The sequence below is a fragment of the Mesorhizobium sp. M1027 genome, assembly GCF_040318745.1.
In the GTDB taxonomy this organism is placed as follows: Bacteria; Pseudomonadota; Alphaproteobacteria; order Rhizobiales; family Rhizobiaceae; genus Mesorhizobium.
Genome location: NZ_JAMYMW010000006.1, coordinates 163,144 through 184,471 on the forward strand (window position 1 = coordinate 163,144; position 21,328 = coordinate 184,471).

19 protein-coding genes are annotated in these 21,328 nt (G+C 64.0%); 12 read left to right on the forward strand and 7 right to left on the reverse strand.

All coding sequences use genetic code 11. The features are described 5' to 3' along the window. Window positions 1-63 precede the first annotated feature (63 nt). Genes NKH50_RS13675 through NKH50_RS13690 form a run of 4 tightly spaced genes read left to right on the forward strand, consistent with a single transcriptional unit; the run spans window position 64 to window position 3,341 of the window. Window positions 64-945 (forward strand): branched-chain amino acid ABC transporter permease, encoded by an 882-nt coding sequence (locus NKH50_RS13675; RefSeq protein ID WP_352751768.1) that lies wholly within the window; start codon window positions 64-66, stop codon window positions 943-945. Then, window positions 942-1,904: a branched-chain amino acid ABC transporter permease gene (locus NKH50_RS13680; protein ID WP_352751766.1), complete on the forward strand. Its 963-nt coding sequence runs from the start codon at window positions 942-944 to the stop codon at window positions 1,902-1,904. Before NKH50_RS13675 ends, NKH50_RS13680 begins: the two co-directional genes overlap by 4 nt. Next, complete coding sequence (locus tag NKH50_RS13685; RefSeq protein WP_352879334.1) at window positions 1,901-2,629, forward strand: ABC transporter ATP-binding protein; 729 nt, start codon at window positions 1,901-1,903, stop codon at window positions 2,627-2,629. Before NKH50_RS13680 ends, NKH50_RS13685 begins: the two co-directional genes overlap by 4 nt. Beyond that, entirely contained in the window at window positions 2,622-3,341 is a 720-nt protein-coding gene (locus NKH50_RS13690; protein ID WP_352686394.1) for an ABC transporter ATP-binding protein, read from the forward strand. Before NKH50_RS13685 ends, NKH50_RS13690 begins: the two co-directional genes overlap by 8 nt. Here NKH50_RS13690 and NKH50_RS13695 read toward each other — a convergent pair whose 3' ends face one another. Both NKH50_RS13695 and pncA read right to left on the reverse strand, forming a co-directional pair. Then, window positions 3,342-4,769 carry a sodium:proton antiporter gene (locus NKH50_RS13695; RefSeq protein ID WP_352879336.1) on the reverse strand — a complete coding sequence of 476 codons (1,428 nt, stop codon included), beginning with the start codon at window positions 4,767-4,769 and terminating at the stop codon, window positions 3,342-3,344. A 39-nt stretch (window positions 4,770-4,808) separates the two neighbouring features. Beyond that, complete coding sequence (pncA, locus tag NKH50_RS13700) at window positions 4,809-5,408, reverse strand: bifunctional nicotinamidase/pyrazinamidase (RefSeq protein WP_352506043.1); 600 nt, start codon at window positions 5,406-5,408, stop codon at window positions 4,809-4,811. A 272-nt stretch (window positions 5,409-5,680) separates the two neighbouring features. Here pncA and NKH50_RS13705 point away from each other — a divergent pair, with 272 nt between their 5' ends. Genes NKH50_RS13705 through NKH50_RS13730 form a run of 6 tightly spaced genes read left to right on the forward strand, consistent with a single transcriptional unit; the run spans window position 5,681 to window position 12,742 of the window. After that, window positions 5,681-6,541, forward strand: coding sequence for an FAD binding domain-containing protein (locus NKH50_RS13705; protein ID WP_352879338.1), 861 nt, complete (start codon window positions 5,681-5,683; stop codon window positions 6,539-6,541). Then, a complete protein-coding gene (locus NKH50_RS13710; RefSeq protein ID WP_352879340.1) occupies window positions 6,541-9,294 on the forward strand; it encodes a molybdopterin-dependent oxidoreductase in 2,754 nt (917 codons plus the stop codon). The genes NKH50_RS13705 and NKH50_RS13710 overlap by 1 nt, the downstream gene beginning before the upstream one ends. Continuing rightward, on the forward strand, window positions 9,291-10,835 hold the full coding sequence (locus NKH50_RS13715) for a 6-hydroxynicotinate reductase (RefSeq protein WP_352686407.1): 1,545 nt from the start codon (window positions 9,291-9,293) through the stop codon (window positions 10,833-10,835). Before NKH50_RS13710 ends, NKH50_RS13715 begins: the two co-directional genes overlap by 4 nt. Further along, a complete protein-coding gene (locus NKH50_RS13720; protein WP_352686410.1) occupies window positions 10,832-11,707 on the forward strand; it encodes a UPF0280 family protein in 876 nt (291 codons plus the stop codon). The genes NKH50_RS13715 and NKH50_RS13720 overlap by 4 nt, the downstream gene beginning before the upstream one ends. Then, window positions 11,700-12,284 carry an amino acid synthesis family protein gene (locus NKH50_RS13725; RefSeq protein ID WP_352467809.1) on the forward strand — a complete coding sequence of 195 codons (585 nt, stop codon included), beginning with the start codon at window positions 11,700-11,702 and terminating at the stop codon, window positions 12,282-12,284. The genes NKH50_RS13720 and NKH50_RS13725 overlap by 8 nt, the downstream gene beginning before the upstream one ends. Then, window positions 12,281-12,742 carry a MarR family winged helix-turn-helix transcriptional regulator gene (locus tag NKH50_RS13730; RefSeq protein WP_352686651.1) on the forward strand — a complete coding sequence of 154 codons (462 nt, stop codon included), beginning with the start codon at window positions 12,281-12,283 and terminating at the stop codon, window positions 12,740-12,742. Before NKH50_RS13725 ends, NKH50_RS13730 begins: the two co-directional genes overlap by 4 nt. Window positions 12,743-12,811: 69 nt before the next feature. Here the strand turns inward: NKH50_RS13730 and NKH50_RS13735 are convergent, their stop codons facing one another. From NKH50_RS13735 to NKH50_RS13745, 3 genes are read right to left on the reverse strand one after another with little or no spacing between them, the layout of a single operon-like run. Further along, on the reverse strand, window positions 12,812-13,777 hold the full coding sequence (locus NKH50_RS13735; RefSeq protein WP_254815861.1) for a substrate-binding domain-containing protein: 966 nt from the start codon (window positions 13,775-13,777) through the stop codon (window positions 12,812-12,814). Further along, a complete protein-coding gene (locus NKH50_RS13740) occupies window positions 13,774-15,087 on the reverse strand; it encodes an ABC transporter permease (RefSeq protein WP_352477019.1) in 1,314 nt (437 codons plus the stop codon). Before NKH50_RS13740 ends, NKH50_RS13735 begins: the two co-directional genes overlap by 4 nt. Continuing rightward, a complete protein-coding gene (locus NKH50_RS13745; RefSeq protein ID WP_352751760.1) occupies window positions 15,084-16,667 on the reverse strand; it encodes a sugar ABC transporter ATP-binding protein in 1,584 nt (527 codons plus the stop codon). Before NKH50_RS13745 ends, NKH50_RS13740 begins: the two co-directional genes overlap by 4 nt. 217 nt (window positions 16,668-16,884) lie before the next feature. Here NKH50_RS13745 and NKH50_RS13750 point away from each other — a divergent pair, with 217 nt between their 5' ends. Together NKH50_RS13750 and NKH50_RS13755 are read left to right on the forward strand one after the other, a co-directional pair. Next, window positions 16,885-17,904: a LacI family DNA-binding transcriptional regulator gene (locus NKH50_RS13750; RefSeq protein WP_352751758.1), complete on the forward strand. Its 1,020-nt coding sequence runs from the start codon at window positions 16,885-16,887 to the stop codon at window positions 17,902-17,904. 249 nt (window positions 17,905-18,153) lie between these two features. Then, window positions 18,154-18,777 carry a L,D-transpeptidase gene (locus NKH50_RS13755; protein ID WP_352506035.1) on the forward strand — a complete coding sequence of 208 codons (624 nt, stop codon included), beginning with the start codon at window positions 18,154-18,156 and terminating at the stop codon, window positions 18,775-18,777. 155 nt (window positions 18,778-18,932) lie between these two features. On the opposite strand, the gene NKH50_RS13760 is transcribed toward NKH50_RS13755, so the two are convergent. After that, window positions 18,933-19,934, reverse strand: coding sequence for an LLM class flavin-dependent oxidoreductase (locus NKH50_RS13760; RefSeq protein WP_352879344.1), 1,002 nt, complete (start codon window positions 19,932-19,934; stop codon window positions 18,933-18,935). 157 nt (window positions 19,935-20,091) lie between these two features. Further along, complete coding sequence (locus NKH50_RS13765; protein ID WP_352477022.1) at window positions 20,092-21,252, reverse strand: AI-2E family transporter; 1,161 nt, start codon at window positions 21,250-21,252, stop codon at window positions 20,092-20,094. Between the last annotated feature and the right edge of the window lie 76 nt (window positions 21,253-21,328).

Consider the following 21,328-nt stretch of genomic DNA (forward strand, 5'->3'; position numbering starts at 1 on the left):
GGCCTGCCGGCCAGGCCGGCAGGCCAGAGGGGGGTGCTTCGCGCATCCGCCGGTGCTTAGCCGATGCACTTCGGACCTCACCTGCTCCTCGCCGCCCTCGAAGGCCTCGTCACCTCCGCCGTGCTGGCGCTGACGGCGCTCGGCCTGTCGCTGGTGTTCGGCGTCATGCGCGTTGTCAATGTCGCGCATGGCGAGTTCTTCATGCTGGGCGCGGTGCTTGCCTGGGCAATCTCTACGGCGATATCCGGCCATCCTGCGCTCGGCTTCCTGGCCGCCCTGGTGCTGGCGCCATTGATCGTCGGTCTGATCGCGCTGGTCGCCGAACGGCTGGTGCTGCGCCGGCTCAACTATAATCCGGAAGCCACCATCGTCGCCACCATCGGCATGCTCTACATCATCCAGCAATTGGCGCTGACCTTCTACGGCCCGGAGGCGCGGCCGGTGGAGCCGCCGTTCAGCTATCGCATCCTCCTGCCGTGGTTCGGCTATTCCGGCTACAAGCTGTCGATCATCGCCGCGTCGGCGCTGCTGCTGGTCGCGACCTGGCTGGTGCTGACGCGCACGAAAATGGGCCTCGTCATGCGCGCCACGCAATATGACAGCGAGACGGCGCAGGCCTTCGGCATCCCGGTGACCAGAGTCTATGCCGGCGTTTTCGCGCTCGGCGCCATGCTAGCGGCTGTGGCCGCGGTGCTGATCGTGCCCATCAGCCAGGCGCATTATCTGATGGGGCAGGACCCGCTGCTGCTCTCGTTCATCGTCGTCATCATCGGCGGCCTCGGCTCGTTGCGCGGCACGGTGCTCGCCGCGGTGCTGATCGGACTGTCCGACGGCATTATCTCGGTGTTCTTCTCGCCGACGCTGGCCAAGATCATAGCCACCGTGCTTGTCGCCATGGTGCTGGTGTTCCGGCCGCAAGGCCTGTTCGGGACAGCATCGCGATGAAGGATGCTTCGCCGGCAAAGCCATATGCGCTGCATCTCGGCGTCATCGCCCTGCTTTTCGGGCTTAGTTTTGTCCTGCCGGAATATCATCACGGCCTGCTCGCCCGCATTATGGTGCTGGCGGTCTTCGCCATGGGCTACAATCTGCTGTTCGGCTATGTCGGGCTGCTAAGCCTCGGCCATGCCATGTTCTTTTCAGCCGGGCTCTATGGCGCCGGCCTTGCCGTCATCCATCTCGGCTGGAGCGTGCCGGCCGCCTTCGCAGCCGGGCTTGCCTGCGGCGCGCTGCTTGCGCTGGTGATCGGGCTGCTGGCGCTGCGCACCTCCGGCGTCGCCTTCATGATCGTCACCATGATGTTCGCTCAGGTATTTTATCTCCTCATTCTTTATTTCGCCGCCTGGACCGGCGGCGACCAGGGCTTGGTGGTGCCGCAGCCGATGCGGGTCCTTGTCCTGGGCAGCACGTCATTCGACCTCACCAACGCGACCGTGCGCTATATAAGTGCGCTGGCACTGTTCTCGATCGTGCTGCTCATAAGCCTGGCGATAGTCCGCTCCGGCTATGGCCGTGTGCTGGTCGCCATCCGCGAGAACGAGGAGCGGACCAAGATGCTTGGCTACGACACGTTCTCCAGCAAGCTTGCCGCCGTCGTCATCTCCGGCAGCATCTGTGCGGCTTCCGGCGCTGCCTATGCGCTGCTGTTCGGCTATGTCGGCTCGAGCTTCGCCTCGGTGCAGTATTCCATCCTGCCGCTGCTCTGGGTGCTGCTGGGCGGTGCCGCCACCACGCTCGGTCCGCTGATCGGCACACTGTTCATGTATTATGTCATCGACGTCGCCAGCGGCTACACCTCGGCCTATCTGCTGATCGTCGGCATAGCGCTCATCCTGCTGGTGCTGTTCTTCCCGAGAGGCATTCTCGGCAGCATCCGCCAGCGCTGGCTCGGGTGGTTGCCATGATGCCGCTGCTTACCACCAAAGGCCTGTCGCGCAGTTTCGGCGGCTTGCGCGCCGTCGACGGCGTCGACTTCGCGCTGATGCCGGGCGAGATCCGCGCCATCATCGGCCCCAACGGTGCCGGCAAGACCACCTTCGTCAGCCTGGTCAGCGGCCGCATCCAGCCCTCGTCGGGCATGATCGTCTTCGACGGCGCCGACATCACCAGCATGCCTGCCTACGCCCGAGTTCGCCTTGGCATCGCCTACACGTTCCAGATCACCAGCGTCTTTGCCAATCTCAGCGCCTACGACAATGTTGCCCTGCCGGTGCAGCGCACGCTGACCGACGGCCGCTCGAAGGGCGCGGTTCACACCGGCGTCATGGCGGCTCTCGAGCGCACCGGCCTTGCCGACCGGGCGCAAATGCCGGCCGGGCAATTGTCCTACGGTCACCAGCGGCTGCTGGAAGTGGCAATGGGACTGGCACTGAAGCCGCGGCTGCTGATCCTCGACGAACCGACGCAAGGGCTGGCCGATAGCGAGATCGACAATTTCATCGAGCTGGTGCGCGAGATCGCCGACAGTGCCACCGTGCTTTTGATCGAGCACAACATGCCGGTGGTCATGCAACTCGCCGACCGCATCACCGTCTTCAATGCCGGCAGGATCTTGGCTGAAGGCACGCCCGAGCAGATCCGCGCCAATGCCGCGGTGCAGGACGCCTATCTGGGGACCACCCATGGCTGAGGCCCAGTCCAAGGCGTTGACCATATCCGGGCTCGATTGCTTCTATAGCGAAGTCCAGGTGCTCTATGGCTTGGATCTTGTGTTGAACGAGGGCGAGGTGCTCTGCCTGTTCGGCCGCAACGGCGCCGGCAAGACGACGACGCTGAAGGCGATCATGGGCCTGGTGCCGGCAAGCGCCGGCTCGATCCGGCTCGAAGGCCGGGAATTGACCGGTCTGCCGGCACATGAGGTGCCCAAGGCTGGCGTCGCCTACGTGCCGCAGGGCCGGCGGCTGTTCGCCGAGATGACCGTGGCGGAAAACATCGAGATCGGCCTGATGGCCCGCAACAAGGGCAAGGCGACGCGCGAGAACGTGCTCGATCTTTTCCCGTTGCTGCGCCAGCGCCTCAGGCAGCGTTCCGGCACGCTGTCCGGCGGCGAGCAGCAGATGCTGGCCATGGCCCGCGCCCTGTGTCTGGAACCGCAGGTGCTCCTGCTCGATGAACCGACCGAAGGGCTGATGCCGTCGATGATCGCCAGGATCCGTGAAACCGTGTCGAAACTGCGAGCGCTCGGCGTGTCGACAATTCTTGTCGAACAGCGCGTCGACGCCGTGCTCTCGGTCGCAGACCGCGTTTGCTTCATCGAGAACGGCCGCAACCGCGAGACGGTCGATGTCGAGGAACTGCGTGCCGATCCCTCGGCGGTCCGTCGCTATGTCGGCGTCGGCTGATCAGGCAAAAAACAGCAAGCCGGCGAGCAGGAAAGTCGGGATCAGCACGGCGCCCGACCACGCCATATAGCCAAAGAAGCTCGGCATCTTGATGCCGCGATGCCTGGCAATGGCGTAGACCATGAAATTCGGCGCGTTGCCGACATAGGTGTTGGCGCCCATGAACACCGCGCCTGCCGAGATCGCCGCCAGCGTCGAGGCGAGCTCGGTCATCAGATGCTGCGCATCGCCGCCGGCCAGTTCGAAGAACACCAGATAGGTCGGCGCATTGTCGAGGAAGGACGACAGCGCTCCGGTCAGCCAGAAATACGCGAGATTGTCGGGCGCGCCGGTCGGCGAACTGACCAGCAGCACCAACGGCGCCAGCGCGCCGTCGAGGCCGGCCCGCAATATGGCGACGACCGGAACGATGCAGATGAAGATGCTGGCGAACAGCTTCGCCACCTCGGCGATCGGCCCCCAGCTGAAGGCGTTTGCGCCGCGAAACTCCTTCGGCGAGACGACAAGCGACATGAAGGCCAGTATCAGGATGGCGGCGTCGCGCACCAGATTCTGCAGCTCGAGGCTGACGCCCTGAAAAGCGAAGCTCACTCCCGGCTTCCAGGCAGCGGAAATCAGGATCGCGGCGATTACCCCGGCCAGCAGCGGGATGTTGGCCAGGCCGCGGATGCGCACCTTGCTGTCGGGCGTCGGATCCTTGATCTTCGGCGCGCCTTCCTCCCGATGATGCATGATGATGTCGATCGCCAGGAAAACCACCAGCACCACGCCGGCGACGAACAGCGTCTCGGGCAACAGGTGAACTGTCGTCCAGAAGAAATCGACGCCGCGCAGAAAGCCGACGAACAGCGGCGGATCGCCGAGCGGCGTCAGCGAGCCGCCGATGTTGGACACCAGGAAGATGAAGAAGATGACGACATGGGCGTTGAAGCGCCGGTTGTCGTTTGCGCGGATGAGCGGCCTGATCAGGATCATCGAGGCGCCGGTTGTGCCGATGATGGAAGAAAGTACAGCGCCGCCCAGCAACAGCCCGGCATTGACCAGCGGCGTGCCGTGTATGTTGCCGGCAACGAAGATGCCGCCCGAAATGGTGAACAGCGCAAACAGCAGGATGATGAACGACATGTATTCGGTGAGCAGCGCATGCAGCACCGCCTGCGTGGCCGACGGAATGCCGAAGGCGATTGCCAGCGGCCCGATCACCAATGCCGCCCAGAAGGCAGCGATCTTGCCGTAATGGTGCTCCCAGGCATGATGGAACAGCAGCGGGCCGGTCGCGATGCAAAGCAACAGCCCGGCAAACGGCAACACCCACCACAGCGACATGGCGGCGCCCGGCAATTCGTGCGCTTCGGCCGCGAGAACCGCTCCCGGAGAAAGGATTGCGGCAATAAGTGCAGCACTTGCCGTCAACGCCGCAAACCGCATGAAGCCCTCAAAAGTCTGTCAGGTTCGGCTGGATGACGTTCAAATCAGTGCCACGCCGGCATCGCGCATCCGGCCCAGCATCGTCTCCATGGAGCCGTTGAGATCGATGCCGCGGCAGGCGTCGAGCCGCACCGATGTCGCAAAACCGAGCTTGACCGCGTCGAGCGCCGAAAAGGCGACGCAGAAATCCGTCGCCAGGCCGACCAGGGTCAGCGTATCGATATTCCGCTCCCGGAGATAGCCGGCAAGGCCGGTCGGCGTCGTCCGGTCGTTCTCGAAGAATGCCGAATAGCTGTCGATCGCAGGACGGAACCCCTTGCGGATCACCAGCTCGGCCTTGCTCCAGGCCAAGCCGGAATGGAAGTCCGAACCAAGGCTGCCCTGGATGCAGTGATCAGGCCACAGCGTCTGCTCGCCATAAGGCATGTCGATCGTTTCGAACGGTCGCTTGCCGGGGTGGCTGGAGGCAAAGCTCGAATGGCCGGCAGGGTGCCAGTCCTGCGTCAGCAGGACGTGCTCGGTCCGCCGGATCAGATCATTGACCAACGGCACGATTTCGTCGCCACCGGCCACTTCCAGGGCGCCACCTGGGCAGAAATCGTTCTGCAGGTCGATAATGACAAGCGCTTCGTCGGCCATGGAGCCTCCTTATTTTCTTCGTCCTGAGCTTAGGCTCCAATGAAAACGCGACCGGACGCAGAAACTTGACCAGATGGCCGGCTGCGTCAACCTCTCACGGCATAACAAATGCGTTCCGGGCGCACCGGTGCCAACAGCCGTGCAAACTCTGGTTTTGACAATTCCTGCCGGCTTGATATCATTTGCATACGAATGAATTTCCTGCCTTGAATGCTCGGGAAAGTCTTTCGGCAGGATCCCCTCTCGGGAAGCCCATTCTGGGAAGGCAAAGCGTGATCCGTTACGCAAAACCCACGACGGTCGACGACGCCCTCGCGTTGCTGGGCGAAGGACAATGGCGCATCCTTGCCGGCGGCACCGATTTTTACCCGGCACAGGGCAGCAAGCCTTTCCGCGACAATATCCTCGACATCAATGGCTTGGCGGCATTGCGCGGCATTGCCGAAGCCGAAAACCATTGGCTCATTGGCGCCCGCACCGCCTGGACCGATCTCGTCCGTCATCCACTGCCGGCGGCCTTCGACGCGCTGAAGCAGGCGGCGCGGGAAGTCGGCTCGGTGCAGATCCAGAACGTTGCCTCGATAGCCGGCAATCTCTGCAATGCCTCGCCGGCCGCCGACGGTGTGCCGGCGCTGCTGGTGCTCGATGCCGAAGTCGAACTGCGTTCCTCGGTCGCGACCCGGCATCTGCCCCTTGCAAAGTTCATCCTTGGCAACCGTCGCACCGCTCTGCAGTCCGGCGAAATGGTGACGGCAATCCGTATTCCCAAACCTGCTACCGCCGGCGGCTCCGCCTTCGTGAAACTCGGCGCGCGGCGTTATCTCGTCATCTCCATCGCCATGGCCGCCGCACGCCTGGCCGTCGAAAATGGTATCGTCAGGAACGCGGCCGTCGCCGTCGGGTCCTGCTCGGTCGTCGCCAGGCGCCTGGCGAGTGTCGAGGCGGCGCTGCACGGCCTGCCCGTCGGCCCCGCGCTGGCCACTGCGATCCAATCCGCGCCGATGGACGAGCTGTCGCCGATCGGCGACGTACGCGGCAGCGCCGAATATCGGCTGGATGCGGCGCGCGAGATCGTCGTCCGCGCTGTGCTTGGTGCTGTGGGCGCAATCCCTGGCGAAAGGGCGGTGGCCTGATGGGGATGGAGCGCGCCGACATCGCCTTCGAGGTCAATGGCGCCGCCGTCAGCGTTTGCGTGCCGCCGGTGCGGCGGCTGTCCGCGGTGTTGCGCGACGAGCTGCGGCTGACCGGCACCAAGGTCGGCTGTGATGCCGGCGATTGCGGCGCCTGCACGGTGCTGGTCGACGGCGAGCCGGTCTGCGCCTGCCTGATGCCCGCGGCTTCCGCCTCCGGCACCGTCGTGACGACCGTCGAAGGTCTCGGCAATGGCAGGCTGTCGGCACTGCAGGCCTCGTTTCTCAGCCATGGCGCAGCACAGTGCGGCGCCTGCACGCCCGGCCTGCTGGTCGCCGCAACGGCACTCCTGGACAGGACGCCTTACCCGAGCGAGGCTGAAACGCAGGATGCGCTCGGCGGTGTACTCTGCCGCTGCACCGGCTACTGCAAGATCGTCGCGGCGGTGATGGATGCTTGGCGCCACGACGGCGGTCTCGATCAGCGCATGCCATCCTCTGGCCATGCCGTCGGCTCCTCTCCGATCCGCCTCGATGGCGTGCCGAAAGTCACTGGCGGCGAAAAATTCGGCGGCGATTCCTTCCCCGCCGATGCGCTGTCGGTGCTGGTGGTCCGCTCACCGCACTATCATGCCGCCTTCAGCTTCGGCGATCTCGGCAGCTGGGTGAAATCCCGTCCCGGCATTGCCGGCGTCTTCACCGCCGCCGACATTCCGGGAAAGAATTGTTTCGGCGTCATCGCGCCCTTCGCCGACCAGCCGGCGCTGGCCGAAGGGGTTTCGCGCTTTCGCGGCGAGGCGGTGGCGCTGGTTGCCGGCGAACGCGAGGCTATCCTCGATCTCGACCTGGCCGATTTCCCTGTCAGTTGGACCGAGTTGCCGCATTTTCTGGAAACTGGCGAAGCGCAGGCCGGCGGCGCGCCACTGGTCCATGAAAACCGGCCCTCGAACCTGCTCACCTCCGGCTTTGTCGAGCGTGGCGACCCCGAAGCCGTGCTTGCCGGTGCGGCTTTCGTCGTTTCTGGCGCCATCGACACCTCCTATGTCGAGCACGCTTATATCGAACCGGAAGCCGGCTATGCCTTCATGGACGGCGACACGCTGGTCGTCGTCGCCTGCACGCAGGCGCCCTATATGGACCGTGACGACACGGCAAAAGTGCTCGGCCTTACCCCGGAAAAGGTGCGCATCGTGCCGACCGCGACCGGCGGCGGCTTCGGCTCGAAGCTCGACGTCTCGCTGCAACCGCTCATCGGCCTCGTCGCCATGAAAACCGGCCGACCGGCGGCGCTCGCCTACAGCCGCACCGAATCGATGATCTCGACCACCAAGCGCCATCCGGCCCTGATGAGAGCGAGCATCGGCGCCGATGCCGACGGCCGTGTCACCGGCATGGTCTTCGCCGGCGATTTCAACACCGGCGCCTATGCCAGCTGGGGGCCGACGGTCGCCAACCGCGTGCCGGTGCACGCCTCCGGCCCCTATGCTACGCCGAACTATCGCGCCGAAGGCCGTGCCATCCACACCAATGGCCCGATTGCCGGCGCCTTTCGCGGTTTTGGCGTGCCGCAGGCGACGATCATGCAGGAGACCCTCTATGACGAGCTGGCCGACAAGCTCGGCATGGATCGGCTCGACTTTCGCCTGAAGAACTGCCTTCGGAACGGATCCGAAACAGTTACTGGGCAGCGGCTCGAGTCGGGCGTCGGCATCGCCGACTGCCTGGAGGCCCTCCGTTCACATTGGCAACGTGCCGTTCGCGATGCCGAAGCGTTCAATGCCGGTAGCAGCATCAAAAAACGCGGCGTCGGCATCGCTTCTTGCTGGTACGGCTGCGGCAACACCTCGCTGCCCAATCCGTCGACCATCAAGGTCGGCATCTCGATATCGGGCGAAGTCGTCCTGCATCAGGGGGCGGTCGATATCGGGCAAGGCTCCAACACCGTCATCGCGCAGATCTGCGCCGACGCGTTGGGTCTGCCATTGGAGAAGTTGCGGCTGAAAGGCGCCGATACGGCGATCACGCCCGACGCCGGCAAGACCTCGGCCTCGCGCCAGACTTTCGTCACCGGCAAGGCCGCCGAAAGGGCCGGCCGCGCCTTGCGCGAGGAGATCTTGCGTTTTGCCAATGTCTCGCAAAAGGCGGCGATTGCGCTGGACGGCACAAGCCTGAGCGTTAGGGAAGGCGAAGCGACGCGCCGCATCGATCTTTCCTCGCTGAAGGCAGACGTCGAAGGTTTTGTCTTCCGGGCCGAGGAAAGCTACGACCCGCCGACACAGCCGCTCGATGCAAAAGGTCAGGGCAAGCCTTACGCCGTCTATGGTTATGGCGCTCAGATCGCCGAACTGGCGGTCGACCTCAAGCTCGGCACCGTGAAGCTGATAAAAATCACCGCCGCCCACGATGTCGGCAAGGCCATCAATCCCTTGCTTGCCGAGGGCCAGATTGAGGGTGGCATCGCCCAGGGCATCGGCATGGCGCTGATGGAAGAGTATATCCCCGGCCGCACCGAAAACCTGCACGACTATCTGATCCCGACGATCGGCGACGTGCCGCCGATCGAGACCGTCCTGATAGAAGTTCCGGATCCGGAAGGACCCTTCGGGGCCAAGGGTTTGGGCGAGCATGTGCTGATTCCGACGGCGCCGGCGATCCTCAACGCCATCCGCCATGCAACAGGTGTGCTGGTCACCAAAATTCCGGCGACGCCAACCCGCATCCGCGCCGCCATCCGCGACAAGGAGGCGCGCCGATGAGCGAGCTTGCCGAACGCTTCGAGACGCATGATCCCGGCGAGAAGCTGGTGGCCGAGAAGATCCGCTGCGATGCCTGTCCGGTCATGTGCTACATCGCCGATGGCCGCACCGGCGCCTGCGATCGCTACGGCAATGTTGGCGGCAGGATCGTGCGGATGGATCCGCTGACCATCCTCGACCACGCGGCCGAGACCGGCGCTGCAATCGTACCCTTTGCCGAGGAAGGCGAGGCATGGGACGGCGAACTGGTCAACACCGGCCGCCGCTTCGTCACCGCCATCGGCGCCGGCACCACCTATCCCGATTACAAGCCGGCGCCTTTCATCGTCAGCCAGGAGGTCGAGGGCGTCGATCTGGTCACCGTCGTCACCGAGGGCATCTTCTCCTATTGCGGCGTCAAGGTGAAGATCGACACCGATCGTCATATCGGCCCCGAAACGGCGACGGTCCGTGCCCAAGGCGAGGCGATCGGCCATGTCACCACCGGCGAATACGGCTCGCAGATGCTGTCGCTGGGCGGCGTACATCATTTGACCGGCGGCTCGAAGGCTGAAGGGCGCGCCACCTGTGACGCCATGCTCGCCCTGTGCAACCGCAAACCGGTCGAACTCGTCATCGACGGCGGCGCCACCGTCATCGTCGAAGCCGGCAAGCCGCCGGTCATCGACGGCAAGCTCGAACAGCGCATGCGCGTCGGCTGCGGTTCGGCCACCATAGGCATGTTCGCGACCCAATGGCGCGGCCTTGTTGACGAGGCGGTGGTGGTCGATGACCACATCACCGGCGTCGTCTCCGAGCATCAGGCCGGCAAGGTGCTTGGCTGGCAGGATACCGGCATCAAGATCATCGGCCGCCGTTCGACGCCGGGCCGTTATTTCAAGGTGTCGGAACCCGGCCTCGGCTGGGGCGGCACCAGTATCTCCGACCCGCTGTCGATCCTTGGTGAATGGAACGCCAAAAAGGGTGCGCGCCCCGGCATGTCGCTGCTGATGGTCTCGACCACCGGCGAGCAATTCGCCTATTACGAGCTCGACGACGAATTGAAGCCTGTGCAGAAACCGTTCCCGGAGCGGCTGCGGAAGTCGGTTGAACTGATCGAGGACAATTGTGAGCCGGCGCTCTGCACCGTGCTTTTCGTCGGCGGCGCCGGCGGCTCGCTGCGCGCCGGCGTCACCGAGAACCCGGTCAATCTGACCCGCTCGGTGCAGGGCCTCAAGACCTATGTGACGGTCGGCGGCGCGCCGGTCTATGTCTGGCCGGGCGGCGGCATCACGCTGATGGTCGACGTCACCCGCGTGCCGGAAGGCGCCTTCGGCTATGTGCCGACGCCGGCGCTGGTGGCCCCGATCGAGTTCACCATGCGCCGCGACGATTATGTCAGGCTTGGCGGCTACGAAGCCGAAATCCGCAGCGTCGACGATATCCTGGCCAAGGGCGGCGAATATCTCAATCCGCGCCGCGGCACGGCCGCACCCCGGGACAATCCCTGGCCGCCGCTGGCTCAGTTGCGTCGCGCGGCCGCAAACGGGGCCGGGCGATGAACGGCCCGCAGGCGCATTGGCTCGAGGACGGCCGGAGGCTTCACCTCAATCATGGGCCGATCGACCTGATCGTCGAGGCCTTCGGCGAGGCAAGCGAATGCCGGACTGCCTATAGCCAGGCAGTGGCGCGCTTCCAGCCAATCCTGGTTGAACTGGTCGAAGAGTTGCCCGAACTACGGCGCCCGGCCGCCTCGCGGCCACGTCCTTTCGCTGGCCCGACGGCGCGCCGCATGGAAGCGGCGGTCGTTCCGCTAGCGAAACAATTTATCACACCGATGGCGGCCGTCGCCGGCTCGGTAGCCGACGAAGTGCTTGGGGCCCTGCTTGCCGACCGCCGGCTCGAGCGCGCCTATGTCAACAATGGCGGCGACAGCGCGATCCATCTCGGCAACGGGCAGTCGATGACGCTTGCCATTGCCGGGACAGGTCATGGGTTGGCAGATCGTCTCACGATCCGCGCCGAAGACGGGATCCGCGGCGTCGCGACCAGCGGCTGGCGCGGCCGCTCCTTTTCGCTCGGCATCGCCGACGCGGTCACGGTGCTGGCGCGAACGGGTGCTGACGCCGATGCCGCCGCGACCTTGATCGCCAACGCCGTCGACCTGCCCGGTCATCCGGCCGTTAGGCGCGTACGGGCGCGCGATCTCGCACCTGACAGCGATCTCGGCGACCGTTTGGTGACGCAGGGCGTGGGGCCGCTTTCCGCCGCTGAAATCGCTATTGCGCTGGAAGGCGGATTTGCCGTTGCCGAGGAGTTTCGGCGGCGCGGTCTGATTGCCGCCGCGGCGCTTTTCCTCGGCGGTCAGGCGCGCATCGCAGGTCCGATGGGGCTCGCCGATAAAGCTTTAGAGAGGGAAATTGCTCATGCCTGAGTTTCCGATCCGCAAGATCGCCGTGCTGACCGAAGAGATTTTTCACGAGGGCGGGCCGGTGGCGAAGGTGCCGCGGCGCCGCGCCGCGGCCATGGCTGTGGTCAAGAACCCGTTCGCCGGCCGTTACGTCGAGGAACTACAGAGCGCCATGGAGGATTTGAAGCCGCTCGGGCTGCTGCTCTCCGACAGGCTTATTGCCGCATTGGGCGGCGACGTGAAACAGATCGACGGTTACGGCAAGGGCGCCATCGTCGGCATGGCGGGCGAGCTGGAGCATGGCGCGCTGTGGCATGTGCCGGGCGGCTATGCGATGCGCGAGCGGCTCGGCGACGCCAAGGCGATCGTGCCGTCGGCAAAGAAGGTCGGCGCTTTCGGCGCGCGGCTCGATGTGCCGCTCGGCCACATCAACGCCGCCTATGTGCGCAGCCATTTCGATGCCATGGAAATCGGCATCAGCGATGGCCCGCGTCCCGACGAGATCCTGTTCTGCCTCGCAATGACCTGCGGCCCGCGCGTGCACGACCGCATGGGCGGGCTGGCGGCCAAGGACATCAAGGCATGGGACGGGCTGCGGTGAGCGCCGAAGACAATCTGCTCAAGCTGGTCGAGACCGAGGAGCCTGACGAAAACGACTATCGCTTGCAGGAGCAGGTCGGCTTCATCCTGCGCAAGGCGCATCAGCGCCATGTCTCGATCTTCGCCGCACACATCGCCGATCTGACGCCGCCGCAATTTGCCGCTTTGGCCAAATTGCGCGACGTCGGCGAGACCTCGCAGAACCAGCTTGGCAGCCTGATCGCCATGGATGCGGCGACCGTGAAGGGTGTCATCGACCGGCTGAAAGCGCGTGGCTTTGTCGAACTTAGCAAACACGAAGTCGACAAACGGCGCCTGCTGGTCAATCTGACGGCCGAGGGGCGCGACGCGATCGAGCGGCTGATTCCGCTTGCCCGCGAGATCACGCAGGAAACGCTGGCGCCGCTTTCCGCCAAGGAGGCTGCCATTTTCATGAAGCTGCTGGGCAAGCTGGCTTAATCTGCTGCCTGCCGGCGTTTGATTGTTGTTCCTGCCGGGCGCTGAAACGCCCGGCAGGAAAGCCTCGTCTCAGAGGCCGTTGTCCTTCAGGATCTGGGCGGCATTTTCCTTGGTGATCTTCTGCGTCGGCAGGGTGATGGTCTTTTCAACCTTCTCCCCGTTCAGGAACTTGATCGCCTGCCGCAGCCCTTCGGCGCCCGGCGTCACATAAGTGAACGTCGCCGTCAGCTCGCCATTGGCGACCAGCTGCACGCCTTCATTGGGCAGGCCGTCGATGCCGATGAACTTGATGTCCTTCTCACGTCCGACGTCCTTGGCGGCAAGATAGGCACCATAGGCCATCGGATCATTATGGCCGTAGACAAGATCGATCTTCTCGTTGTTGCGCAACGCGGTCGCCATGATGTTGTAGGCCTGGTCCTGCTTCCAGTCGCCCGACTGCTGGTCGAGCAGGTATTTTATGCCCGGCTCCTTGTCGGTGAATTCATGGAAGCCGTCATGGCGATCGTGTGCCGGCTGGGTGCCCATGCCGCCCCAGATCTCGACGACGTTGCCGGCGGCCTTGCCCTTGCCGCCAAGCAGCTCGACGGCATATTCACCGGCAGCCCGGCCGATCAGCTTGTTGTCGCCGCCGACGAACTGCGTGTAGTCATTGGTTTCGACGTTGCGGTCGAGCACGAAGACCGGGATCTTCGCATCGATCGCCTGCTGCACGACACCGGTCAGACCGGCGGATTCTTTCGGCGATACCAAGAGCGCATCGACCTCCTGACGGATCAGGTTCTCGACGTCGGCCACCTGCTTCTCGGTCTTGTCCTCGCCGTCGGTGATGATCAGTTCGACTTCCGGATGCTTGGCCGCTTCGGCCAGGATGTCCTTGTTGAACTGAGCCCGCCAGGGTTCGATGGTCGTCACCTGCGAAAAGCCGATCTTCCACTTCTTGTCCTGCGCATGGGCGCCGCCGGCAAGCATGGCGGTCGTGGTCAGGAGTGCCGCTGTCAGCCCGGCGAGCTTCAACAATTCACGTCGTTTCATTTCTTGTTTCCTCCAATATTCAGAGACGCGGTCTCTTGCGACGGCCGCTTTGCCGCGGCCGTTTCCTTGTGCGCTTGCCCACCGGGCAGCCGCAGATAGAAGAGAAGATCACCGGCATTGCGCTCCTGTACGAGCACGGTACCGATGATGATCATCCCCTTCAGCACCAGCTGAAGGTTCGAATTGATGTTGTGCAGCTGCAGGATGTTAGAGAGCAGCCCGAAGATCAGCACGCCGCAGAACGTCCCGGTGAGGCTGCCGCGTCCGCCCATCAGGCTGGTGCCGCCGATGACCACGGCGGCAATCGCGTCGAGCTCCAGCCCGGCGCCGGCGTCCGGCTTGCCTTGCCGGTACTGCGCGACATAGAGCACCGCCGCGATGCCGGCCAGCAGCCCTGACACGGCATAGGTGGCGATCTTCACGCGGCCTGCGGCGATGCCCGACAGCCGCGCCGCCTCCTCATTGCCGCCGATTGCATAGACATAGCGGCCGAACGGGGTGAAGCGCAGCACGGCGCCGTAGATCAGGATGGCGCCGAGGAAGAACAGGCCCGGCATCGGGATCACGCCGAATACCAGCGAGCGCAGCATTTCGAAATCGGCCGTGGCGTTCGAGCCGGTATAGACCGGCAGCACCGCATTGTTCTGGCCGGCTGTCAGCCGGGCGATGCCGAGCGCAGTAACCATCATCGCCAGCGTCACGATGAAGGGCTGCAGCCGCCCCGCGACGATGATGAAGCCGTTGAGCGCGCCGAACAGCAGGCCGACGCAAGGCGCCACCAGCAGCACACCGAGCACGCCGAATTTTGAGCCTACCTGCGGCAGCAGGAACCACAGCACCAGACTGCACAGGATCACCCCGACAATGCCGGGCGTCACCAGCCCGCGAACGCTGTCCAGCCTGATGTCGTGCGTCGCCTGCGCGCCGGCACGGGATTTTTCGACGTTCAGCAGGATGAAACGAGTGACGAGAATGCCGAGGCAAAGGGCTGCCACGGCAACTGTCGGCACCCCAAGCACCACCGCCGGCGTCACGCCGGGGACCGTCAGCAGCATGGCACAGACCACCGTACAGATCGCCATCAGCGAGCCGACGGAAAGGTCGATACCGCCGGTAATGATCACGGCCGTCATGCCGGTGGCAATCAGGCCGGTGGTCGACACCTGGCGCAGCACGTCGAGCAGGTTGCCGTAGGACAGGAAAATGTTGTTGCCCTTGGAGCTGATCGGCGAGCCGAGCACGCCGATCAGGAAGATGGCGATCAGGCCCCAATAGAGCTTCGTCCGGGACAGGATATGCAAAATGCTCATGCGGCAGGCCTCGTAATCGTCCGTCGCGGCGCCGCAAGCCGCATGATGGCCTCCTCGCTGGCTTGCGCGCGGGACAGGATTCCCGTCTGGCGGCCGTCGGCCATGACCAGGATACGGTCGGAAAGATGCAGCAGCTCCGGCAATTCCGAGCTGATGACCGCGATCGCCAGCCCGTCTCGCGCCAGCTTGACGATGAGATCGTAGATTTCCCGCTTGGCGCCGACATCGATGCCGCGCGTCGGCTCGTCGAGCAGCAACACCCGCGGCCTCGTCGCCAGCCATTTGCCGATGACGACCTTCTGCTGGTTGCCGCCGGACAGCGTGCCGGCCGGCTGCTCGACGGTCTCGCAGCGAATGCCGAGCGCCTTGACGGCGTCCCGTGCCAGCCCTTGCTCACCGGCCAGCGAGCGCAGGCCGAACCGCGCCAGCGCACCGACCAACGGCAGCGCGACATTGTCGGTGATCGAGGCCTCGAGATGCAGGCCTTGCGTCTTGCGGTCTTCCGTGACAAGGGCGATGCCGAGCCGGCGCGCATCGCGCGGCGAACGGATTTCTACCACCTCGCCATCGAGCCTGATCTCACCGCCGGCACGTCCGCCGCTGGACCCGAAGATGGTTTCCAGGATTTCGGTCCGGCCCGAGCCCAGCAGCCCGCCGATACCCAGGATTTCACCTGCGGCAAGATCGAAACTGACGCCGTCGAGCACGGTGCGCCAGCCATGGCGATTCGGCTTCGACAGCGACAGCTCGCTTACGGAAAGGACGGTGTTGACACCGGGGATGCGGTGCTCCTGGGAGGAAGCCAGCAGGTTTCGCCCGACCATCGCCGAAATTATGGCGTCTTCGTCGAGCTTGTCCATCGCCCGCGTCAGGACGTGGCGTCCATCGCGGAACACGGTGACCCGGCTGGCCAGATGCATGACTTCGTCGATGCGGTGCGAAATGTAGACGATCGCCACGCCGCTGTCGGCGAGCTGGCGGATGATGCGGAACAGCCGCTGGCATTCGGCTGGCGAAAGCGCCGAGGTCGGCTCGTCCATGATCAGAATGCGCGCCGACATCGACAGCGCCTTGGCGATCTCGACCAGTTGTTGTTCGCCGACGCGCAAGGCACCGACGCGCGCATCCGGATCGAGCTCGATGCCGAGCCTTTGCAGCAGCGCGCCGGCAGCGCGGCTGCTCGCCTTGCGGTCGACGATCAGCCCGGCGATCAGCTTCTCGCGGCCGAGAAAGATATTGTCGGCGACGCTGAGTTCGGGAACGAGATTCAGCTCCTGGTGGATGATGGCGATGCCGGCGCGCTCGGCTTCGCGGACGCCGGCAAAGCGCACCGCATCGCCATCGATACTGACCGTTCCGTTATAGTCCGTATAGACGCCGGACAGGATCTTCATCAGCGTCGACTTGCCGGCGCCGTTCTCGCCCATCAGCGCATGGACCTCGCCGCGCCGCAGTTCGAAATCGACATCGACAAGCGCGGCGATGCCACCGAAGGACTTGGAGATGTGCTCGGCGCTCAACACGATAGCCGAGCCGTCCGCCACAACGCCTTGCGCAGGGATGGAATTGCCGTGCTGCATGACAAGGACGGCCTCCCTCCGTCGCCACCGAACACCTCAAACGCTAATCTAAACGTTTCGATCATGTCAAGGCAATATCTGGAGTCTGAGATTGTTCCATTTCAATTCTTGCGCAAAATCGTAAGATTCCGTACGTATTGCTGCCGTGGAGTGGTGAAACGTTTCGAAAATGACAGCGTCAGGACGAAAAAAGCAGCGCAAATTCACTGCTCCGACCATGCTTCACGTGGCCGAGGCCGCGCGTGTTTCCGTGGCCACGGTGTCGGCGCTGATCAACGGCACCGCGACCGTCAGCCCCGAGCTCAGCCAGCGCATCGAACAGGCGATCCGCGACATCGGCTACAAGCGCAACGCCATTGCCCGCAGCCTGAAGATAGGCACCACACGCACCATCGGGCTCACCGTCCCCCACATCACAAACCCGTTCTTCACCGACGTGGTTTCGGTCATCCAGCAGGCTTTCGACAGGGCCGGTTACGCCGTCATGCTGTGCTGCACCGACGAGCACCTGAACACGCAGGACGACCAGATCAGATTGCTGCTCGACCGCATGGTCGACGGACTGATCGTCGCGCGTGTCGGCGACGGCGCGATCCTCAAACCGATTGTCGACGACGCCAATGTGCCGGTCGTGCTGCTCGACCGTGTTTGCCAGGGTGTCGACACCGATGCCGTCGTTCTCGACAACCAGCGCGCGGTGTTCGACGCCATCACCTACCTGATCGATCTCGGCCATCGGCGCATCGGCTACATCTCCGGCTCGTTCGATATCTCGCCGATGCATGACCGCATGGCGGGATACCGCGAGGCCCTCCAGGCCGCCGGCCTGCCGGCCGAGCCCGAGCTCGTCCGCTTCGGCAACTTCCATGAAGTCGACGGCTACAACGCCACCATGCAGCTGCTTTCGCTGCACGACCGGCCGAGCGCCATCTTTTCGGCCAACAACCCGATGGTGATCGGCACGATGAAGGCCATTCGCGATATCGGCCTGTCCTGTCCGGAGGATATTTCGGTCGCCTGCTTCGACGACTTTCCGTGGTCGGATGTGTTCCGGCCGCAATTGACCACGGTCGCACAGCCGGTGCAGGCGATTGGCGAGCAGGCGGCCAATCTGCTGCTCGACCGGCTCGCCGGAAACAGGGATGCGCCGCCGCGCAAGCTGACGCTCAAGGGTCGCCTGATGATCCGCAATTCATGCCGTCCGCTAGGTGCGACTGCGCAGAGCGTCAGCGCGTAGCGCTTGGGCTCCGTTCAGAAACTTTGCAATGCCGGACGGACCAGCGGTCCCCCTGTCCTGCCGACCCGGGCCTTCGCAGCCACTACGGGCGTTCGTCGTTCGAAAACCGAGCAATGGAAGGACGCGGCGCCGATCGAGCCAAGTGGCCAACGGTCAGCCAGCCGACAGTCAGGAAAATCTTGGCAATCGAAGCATGTCTGGAATATGACGAGATGCGGCTGATCGTTCACACGGGCGCCGGCTTGAGTCATGCGCGTGAAATCGATCCTAATCGGGCTGGTTCTTGCTGGGATGGCCGTATTCTTCGGCTGCACTACCAGCGGCGCATTAAAGACTTTCCCCTCGGCCTATGGCGGCCTCACCGACGCCGGTTTTCGCGTTCCGCCGGTTCCGATCTACAAGGTTGACCCAAAGTTCCATCGGCAGACAGTACCTTATGCGACTGAAGAGGCGCCGGGCACCATCATTGTCGATACAGGAGCGAAGTTCCTCTACTACGTGTTGGGAGACGGTCAGGCGCTGCGCTACGGAATCGGCGTTGGCAAGGCGGGCTTCGAGTGGCATGGCACTGCTCACGTTGCGAGGAAGCGCGAATGGCCGGATTGGAGCGCGCCGTCTGCGATGATCGTGCGCGAGCAGAAGCGAGGCCGCATCATACCGGCCCATATGGAGGGCGGACTCATGAACCCGCTCGGGGCGCGGGCGCTCTATCTTTTCAACGAGAAAGGTGACACTGGATATCGCCTGCACGGTAGCCCTGAATGGTGGTCCATCGGCAAAGCTGTGTCGGCTGGCTGCATTCGCCTCATGAACCAGGACATCATCGATCTCTATGACCGCGCCACAATCGGCACCAAGGTGATCGTCATTTAGTGGACGCCGCGTTTCCCGCAAACGGACGAGCATGAGGATCGAAAACCTCCGCGTAAAGCGCGCGAAATGTTCGCTGTGTCTTCGCACACCTGTTCGCGAGGTTCCCTGCCCAAGGCCGGCCTTGCCCGCAACAGTGGCAAGTGGCGAACCAACTCTCAGGCAGCTTCCGACAGCGATTTGTGAGCGTCGGCCAGGATCTCGAACGAGCGCACCCGCGCCGCATGGTCGAAAATCTGCGCTGTGACCATCAGCTCGTCGGCGCCGGTGCGGCGCACGAAGGCCTCGATGCCTTGCCTGACCGTTTCGGGAGAGCCGACGACGGCGCAGGAAAGCGCTTGGCCGAGCATGGTCTTGGCCATTGGATCGAGGTCGCGCTCATATCCTTCGACCGGCGGCGGCAATCGGCCGGGCCGGCCGGTGCGCAGATTGACGAAGGCCTGCTGCAGCGAGGTGAACAGCAGCCGCGCCTCGGCATCGGAAGGAGCGGCGAAGACGTTGAGGCCGAGCATCACGTAAGGCTTGTCGAGCTGCTCCGAAGGCTGGAAACGCGAGCGGTAGATCTCCAGAGCATGGTCAAGCTCGGCCGGCGCAAAATGCGAAGCGAAGGCGTAGGGCAGGCCGAGCATGGCGGCAAGCTGCGCGCCGTAGAGGCTGGAGCCGAGAATCCAGATCGGCACCTTTTCGCCTTCGCCGGGCACCGCGCGGATGCGTTGGCCGTCTTCGGCCGGCTGGAAGTAACCGATCAGCTCGACGACGTCCTGCGGGAAATTGTCGGCGCCAGCGTCGAGGTTGCGGCGCAGCGCCCGTGCCGTGGCCATATCGGTGCCGGGCGCCCGCCCGAGGCCGAGATCGATGCGACCAGGATGCAGAGCGTTGAGCGTGCCGAATTGCTCGGCGATGACCAGCGGCGAATGATTGGGCAGCATGATGCCGCCGGCGCCGACGCGTATCGTCTTGGTGCCGCCGGCCACATGGGCAATGACCACCGAGGTGGCGGCGCTGGCGATGCCCGGCATGTTGTGATGCTCTGCCAGCCAATAGCGCCGGTAACCCAGCCGCTCGGCATGGCGGGCGAGATCGAGCGAATTGGCGAGTGACTGCGAAGCGTTGCTGCCTTCGACGATCGGCGACAGGTCGAGAACGGAAAGAGCGGTCATCGGCGCGGGTTTCCTGTGGGCCGAACGGATGTAGGAAGCCGTTGCCGAGGCGGCAAATTCAAAATGTTGATTGAGCACTGCGGCACAACGGACGTGCGACCGATGCAAGGTCGTTGATCTGGACACTAATCAATGACGCGCTTGGCCTCTTACGCCGCTACTTTTTCGCCTCGTGAATTTCTTCGTCCTCGATCACCGCCGTATGCTGCGCCGCGAGGAAATTGCCGACATGACTAAGGCCGTCGAAATGATCGCAGAACACCTTGATGACGACCAGCAGCGGCACCGCCAGCAAGGCGCCGACGAAACCCCACAGCCACGACCAGAAGGCGATGGCGATGAGGATCGCCACAGCGTTGATCTCGAGACGGCGGCCGACCACCGTCGGCGTCACGAACTGGCCTTCGACGACATCGCACATAAGGACGAAGGCCGGCGCCAGCAGCGCATAGGAAATCGTGTCGAAGCTGATCAGCGCGATGATCGTGACCAGCGTGATGGTGGTCAGCGCCCCGATATAAGGCAGGAAATTGAGCAGAGCCGCTGCCGCGCCCCAGACCTGCGCGTTGGGCACGCCGAGCGCCCAAAGGCCGAGCCCGATGACAATGCCGAGACATGTATTGATGACCGTGACGGTAAGCAGATAATGCGAGATTTCACGTTCGACGTCGTAGACGACGCGCAGCGCCCGCTTCTTTTCGCTGAGACTGGGGAAGGACTGGACGATCTTTTCATAGAACATCGTGCCCGAGGCGAGCAGGAACAGCGACAGGACGAAGACGATGGTAACGCTGACGCCAGCTGACAGCACATTGCCGGCCGCCTGCGAGAGAATACCGGATGGCGCCATCGCCACCCTCTGAACGCCCGGCTCCTGGGATGTCTGTGTCAGGCCCTCGATCTGGCGCGAAATCTCCACGATCCGTTCGAACGGACGGCGCAGTTGTGCCAGACGTTCGGTAAGCTGCTGGCCGATCGTCGAGGTGTTGTTGATGAGGTCGATGACCGGGCCGCTGAGCAGATATCCCGCGACGGCGACGAGGCAGAACGAAAGCAGCACCAGCAGTGTCGCCGAAATGACATCGGGCATGCCGTGCTTGCGCAGGAAGCGAACGATCGGCGTCAGCGTCAGCGCCAGCAGGAAAGCCAGAATGACCGGCATGAAGAAGGCGCGGGCGAAGTAAAGCGCGTAGATCGCCATAAGGATGAAGATGCCGACGAGCAGCGAACGCATCAGATGCGCATCCGCCCGCGCCTCGACGCGCGGATCCGGGCTTTCGGCAGCGCTTGCGCCCGAAGCGGCGGGTTCGGCTTTCATTCTGACCCTCGGCGGCACACCGCGATTGGTGCAGACCGTTGGCGAAAACGCCTCTGTCGCTTCAAGGTTCCGTTAG

Coding starts and splice junctions, on each gene's coding strand:
- NKH50_RS13750 (WP_352751758.1), top strand. CDS start 16,885: ATGCTTCACGTGGCCGAGGCCGCGCGTGTTTCCGTGGCCACGGTGTCG.
- NKH50_RS13675 (WP_352751768.1), top strand. CDS start 64: ATGCACTTCGGACCTCACCTGCTCCTCGCCGCCCTCGAAGGCCTCGTC.
- NKH50_RS13710 (WP_352879340.1), top strand. CDS start 6,541: ATGGGGATGGAGCGCGCCGACATCGCCTTCGAGGTCAATGGCGCCGCC.
- NKH50_RS13685 (WP_352879334.1), top strand. CDS start 1,901: ATGATGCCGCTGCTTACCACCAAAGGCCTGTCGCGCAGTTTCGGCGGC.
- NKH50_RS13690 (WP_352686394.1), top strand. CDS start 2,622: ATGGCTGAGGCCCAGTCCAAGGCGTTGACCATATCCGGGCTCGATTGC.
- NKH50_RS13695 (WP_352879336.1), bottom strand. CDS start 4,769: ATGCGGTTTGCGGCGTTGACGGCAAGTGCTGCACTTATTGCCGCAATC.
- NKH50_RS13715 (WP_352686407.1), top strand. CDS start 9,291: ATGAGCGAGCTTGCCGAACGCTTCGAGACGCATGATCCCGGCGAGAAG.
- NKH50_RS13760 (WP_352879344.1), bottom strand. CDS start 19,934: ATGACCGCTCTTTCCGTTCTCGACCTGTCGCCGATCGTCGAAGGCAGC.
- pncA (WP_352506043.1), bottom strand. CDS start 5,408: ATGGCCGACGAAGCGCTTGTCATTATCGACCTGCAGAACGATTTCTGC.
- NKH50_RS13735 (WP_254815861.1), bottom strand. CDS start 13,777: ATGAAACGACGTGAATTGTTGAAGCTCGCCGGGCTGACAGCGGCACTC.
- NKH50_RS13765 (WP_352477022.1), bottom strand. CDS start 21,252: ATGAAAGCCGAACCCGCCGCTTCGGGCGCAAGCGCTGCCGAAAGCCCG.
- NKH50_RS13680 (WP_352751766.1), top strand. CDS start 942: ATGAAGGATGCTTCGCCGGCAAAGCCATATGCGCTGCATCTCGGCGTC.
- NKH50_RS13745 (WP_352751760.1), bottom strand. CDS start 16,667: ATGCAGCACGGCAATTCCATCCCTGCGCAAGGCGTTGTGGCGGACGGC.
- NKH50_RS13720 (WP_352686410.1), top strand. CDS start 10,832: ATGAACGGCCCGCAGGCGCATTGGCTCGAGGACGGCCGGAGGCTTCAC.
- NKH50_RS13725 (WP_352467809.1), top strand. CDS start 11,700: ATGCCTGAGTTTCCGATCCGCAAGATCGCCGTGCTGACCGAAGAGATT.
- NKH50_RS13755 (WP_352506035.1), top strand. CDS start 18,154: ATGCGCGTGAAATCGATCCTAATCGGGCTGGTTCTTGCTGGGATGGCC.
- NKH50_RS13740 (WP_352477019.1), bottom strand. CDS start 15,087: ATGAGCATTTTGCATATCCTGTCCCGGACGAAGCTCTATTGGGGCCTG.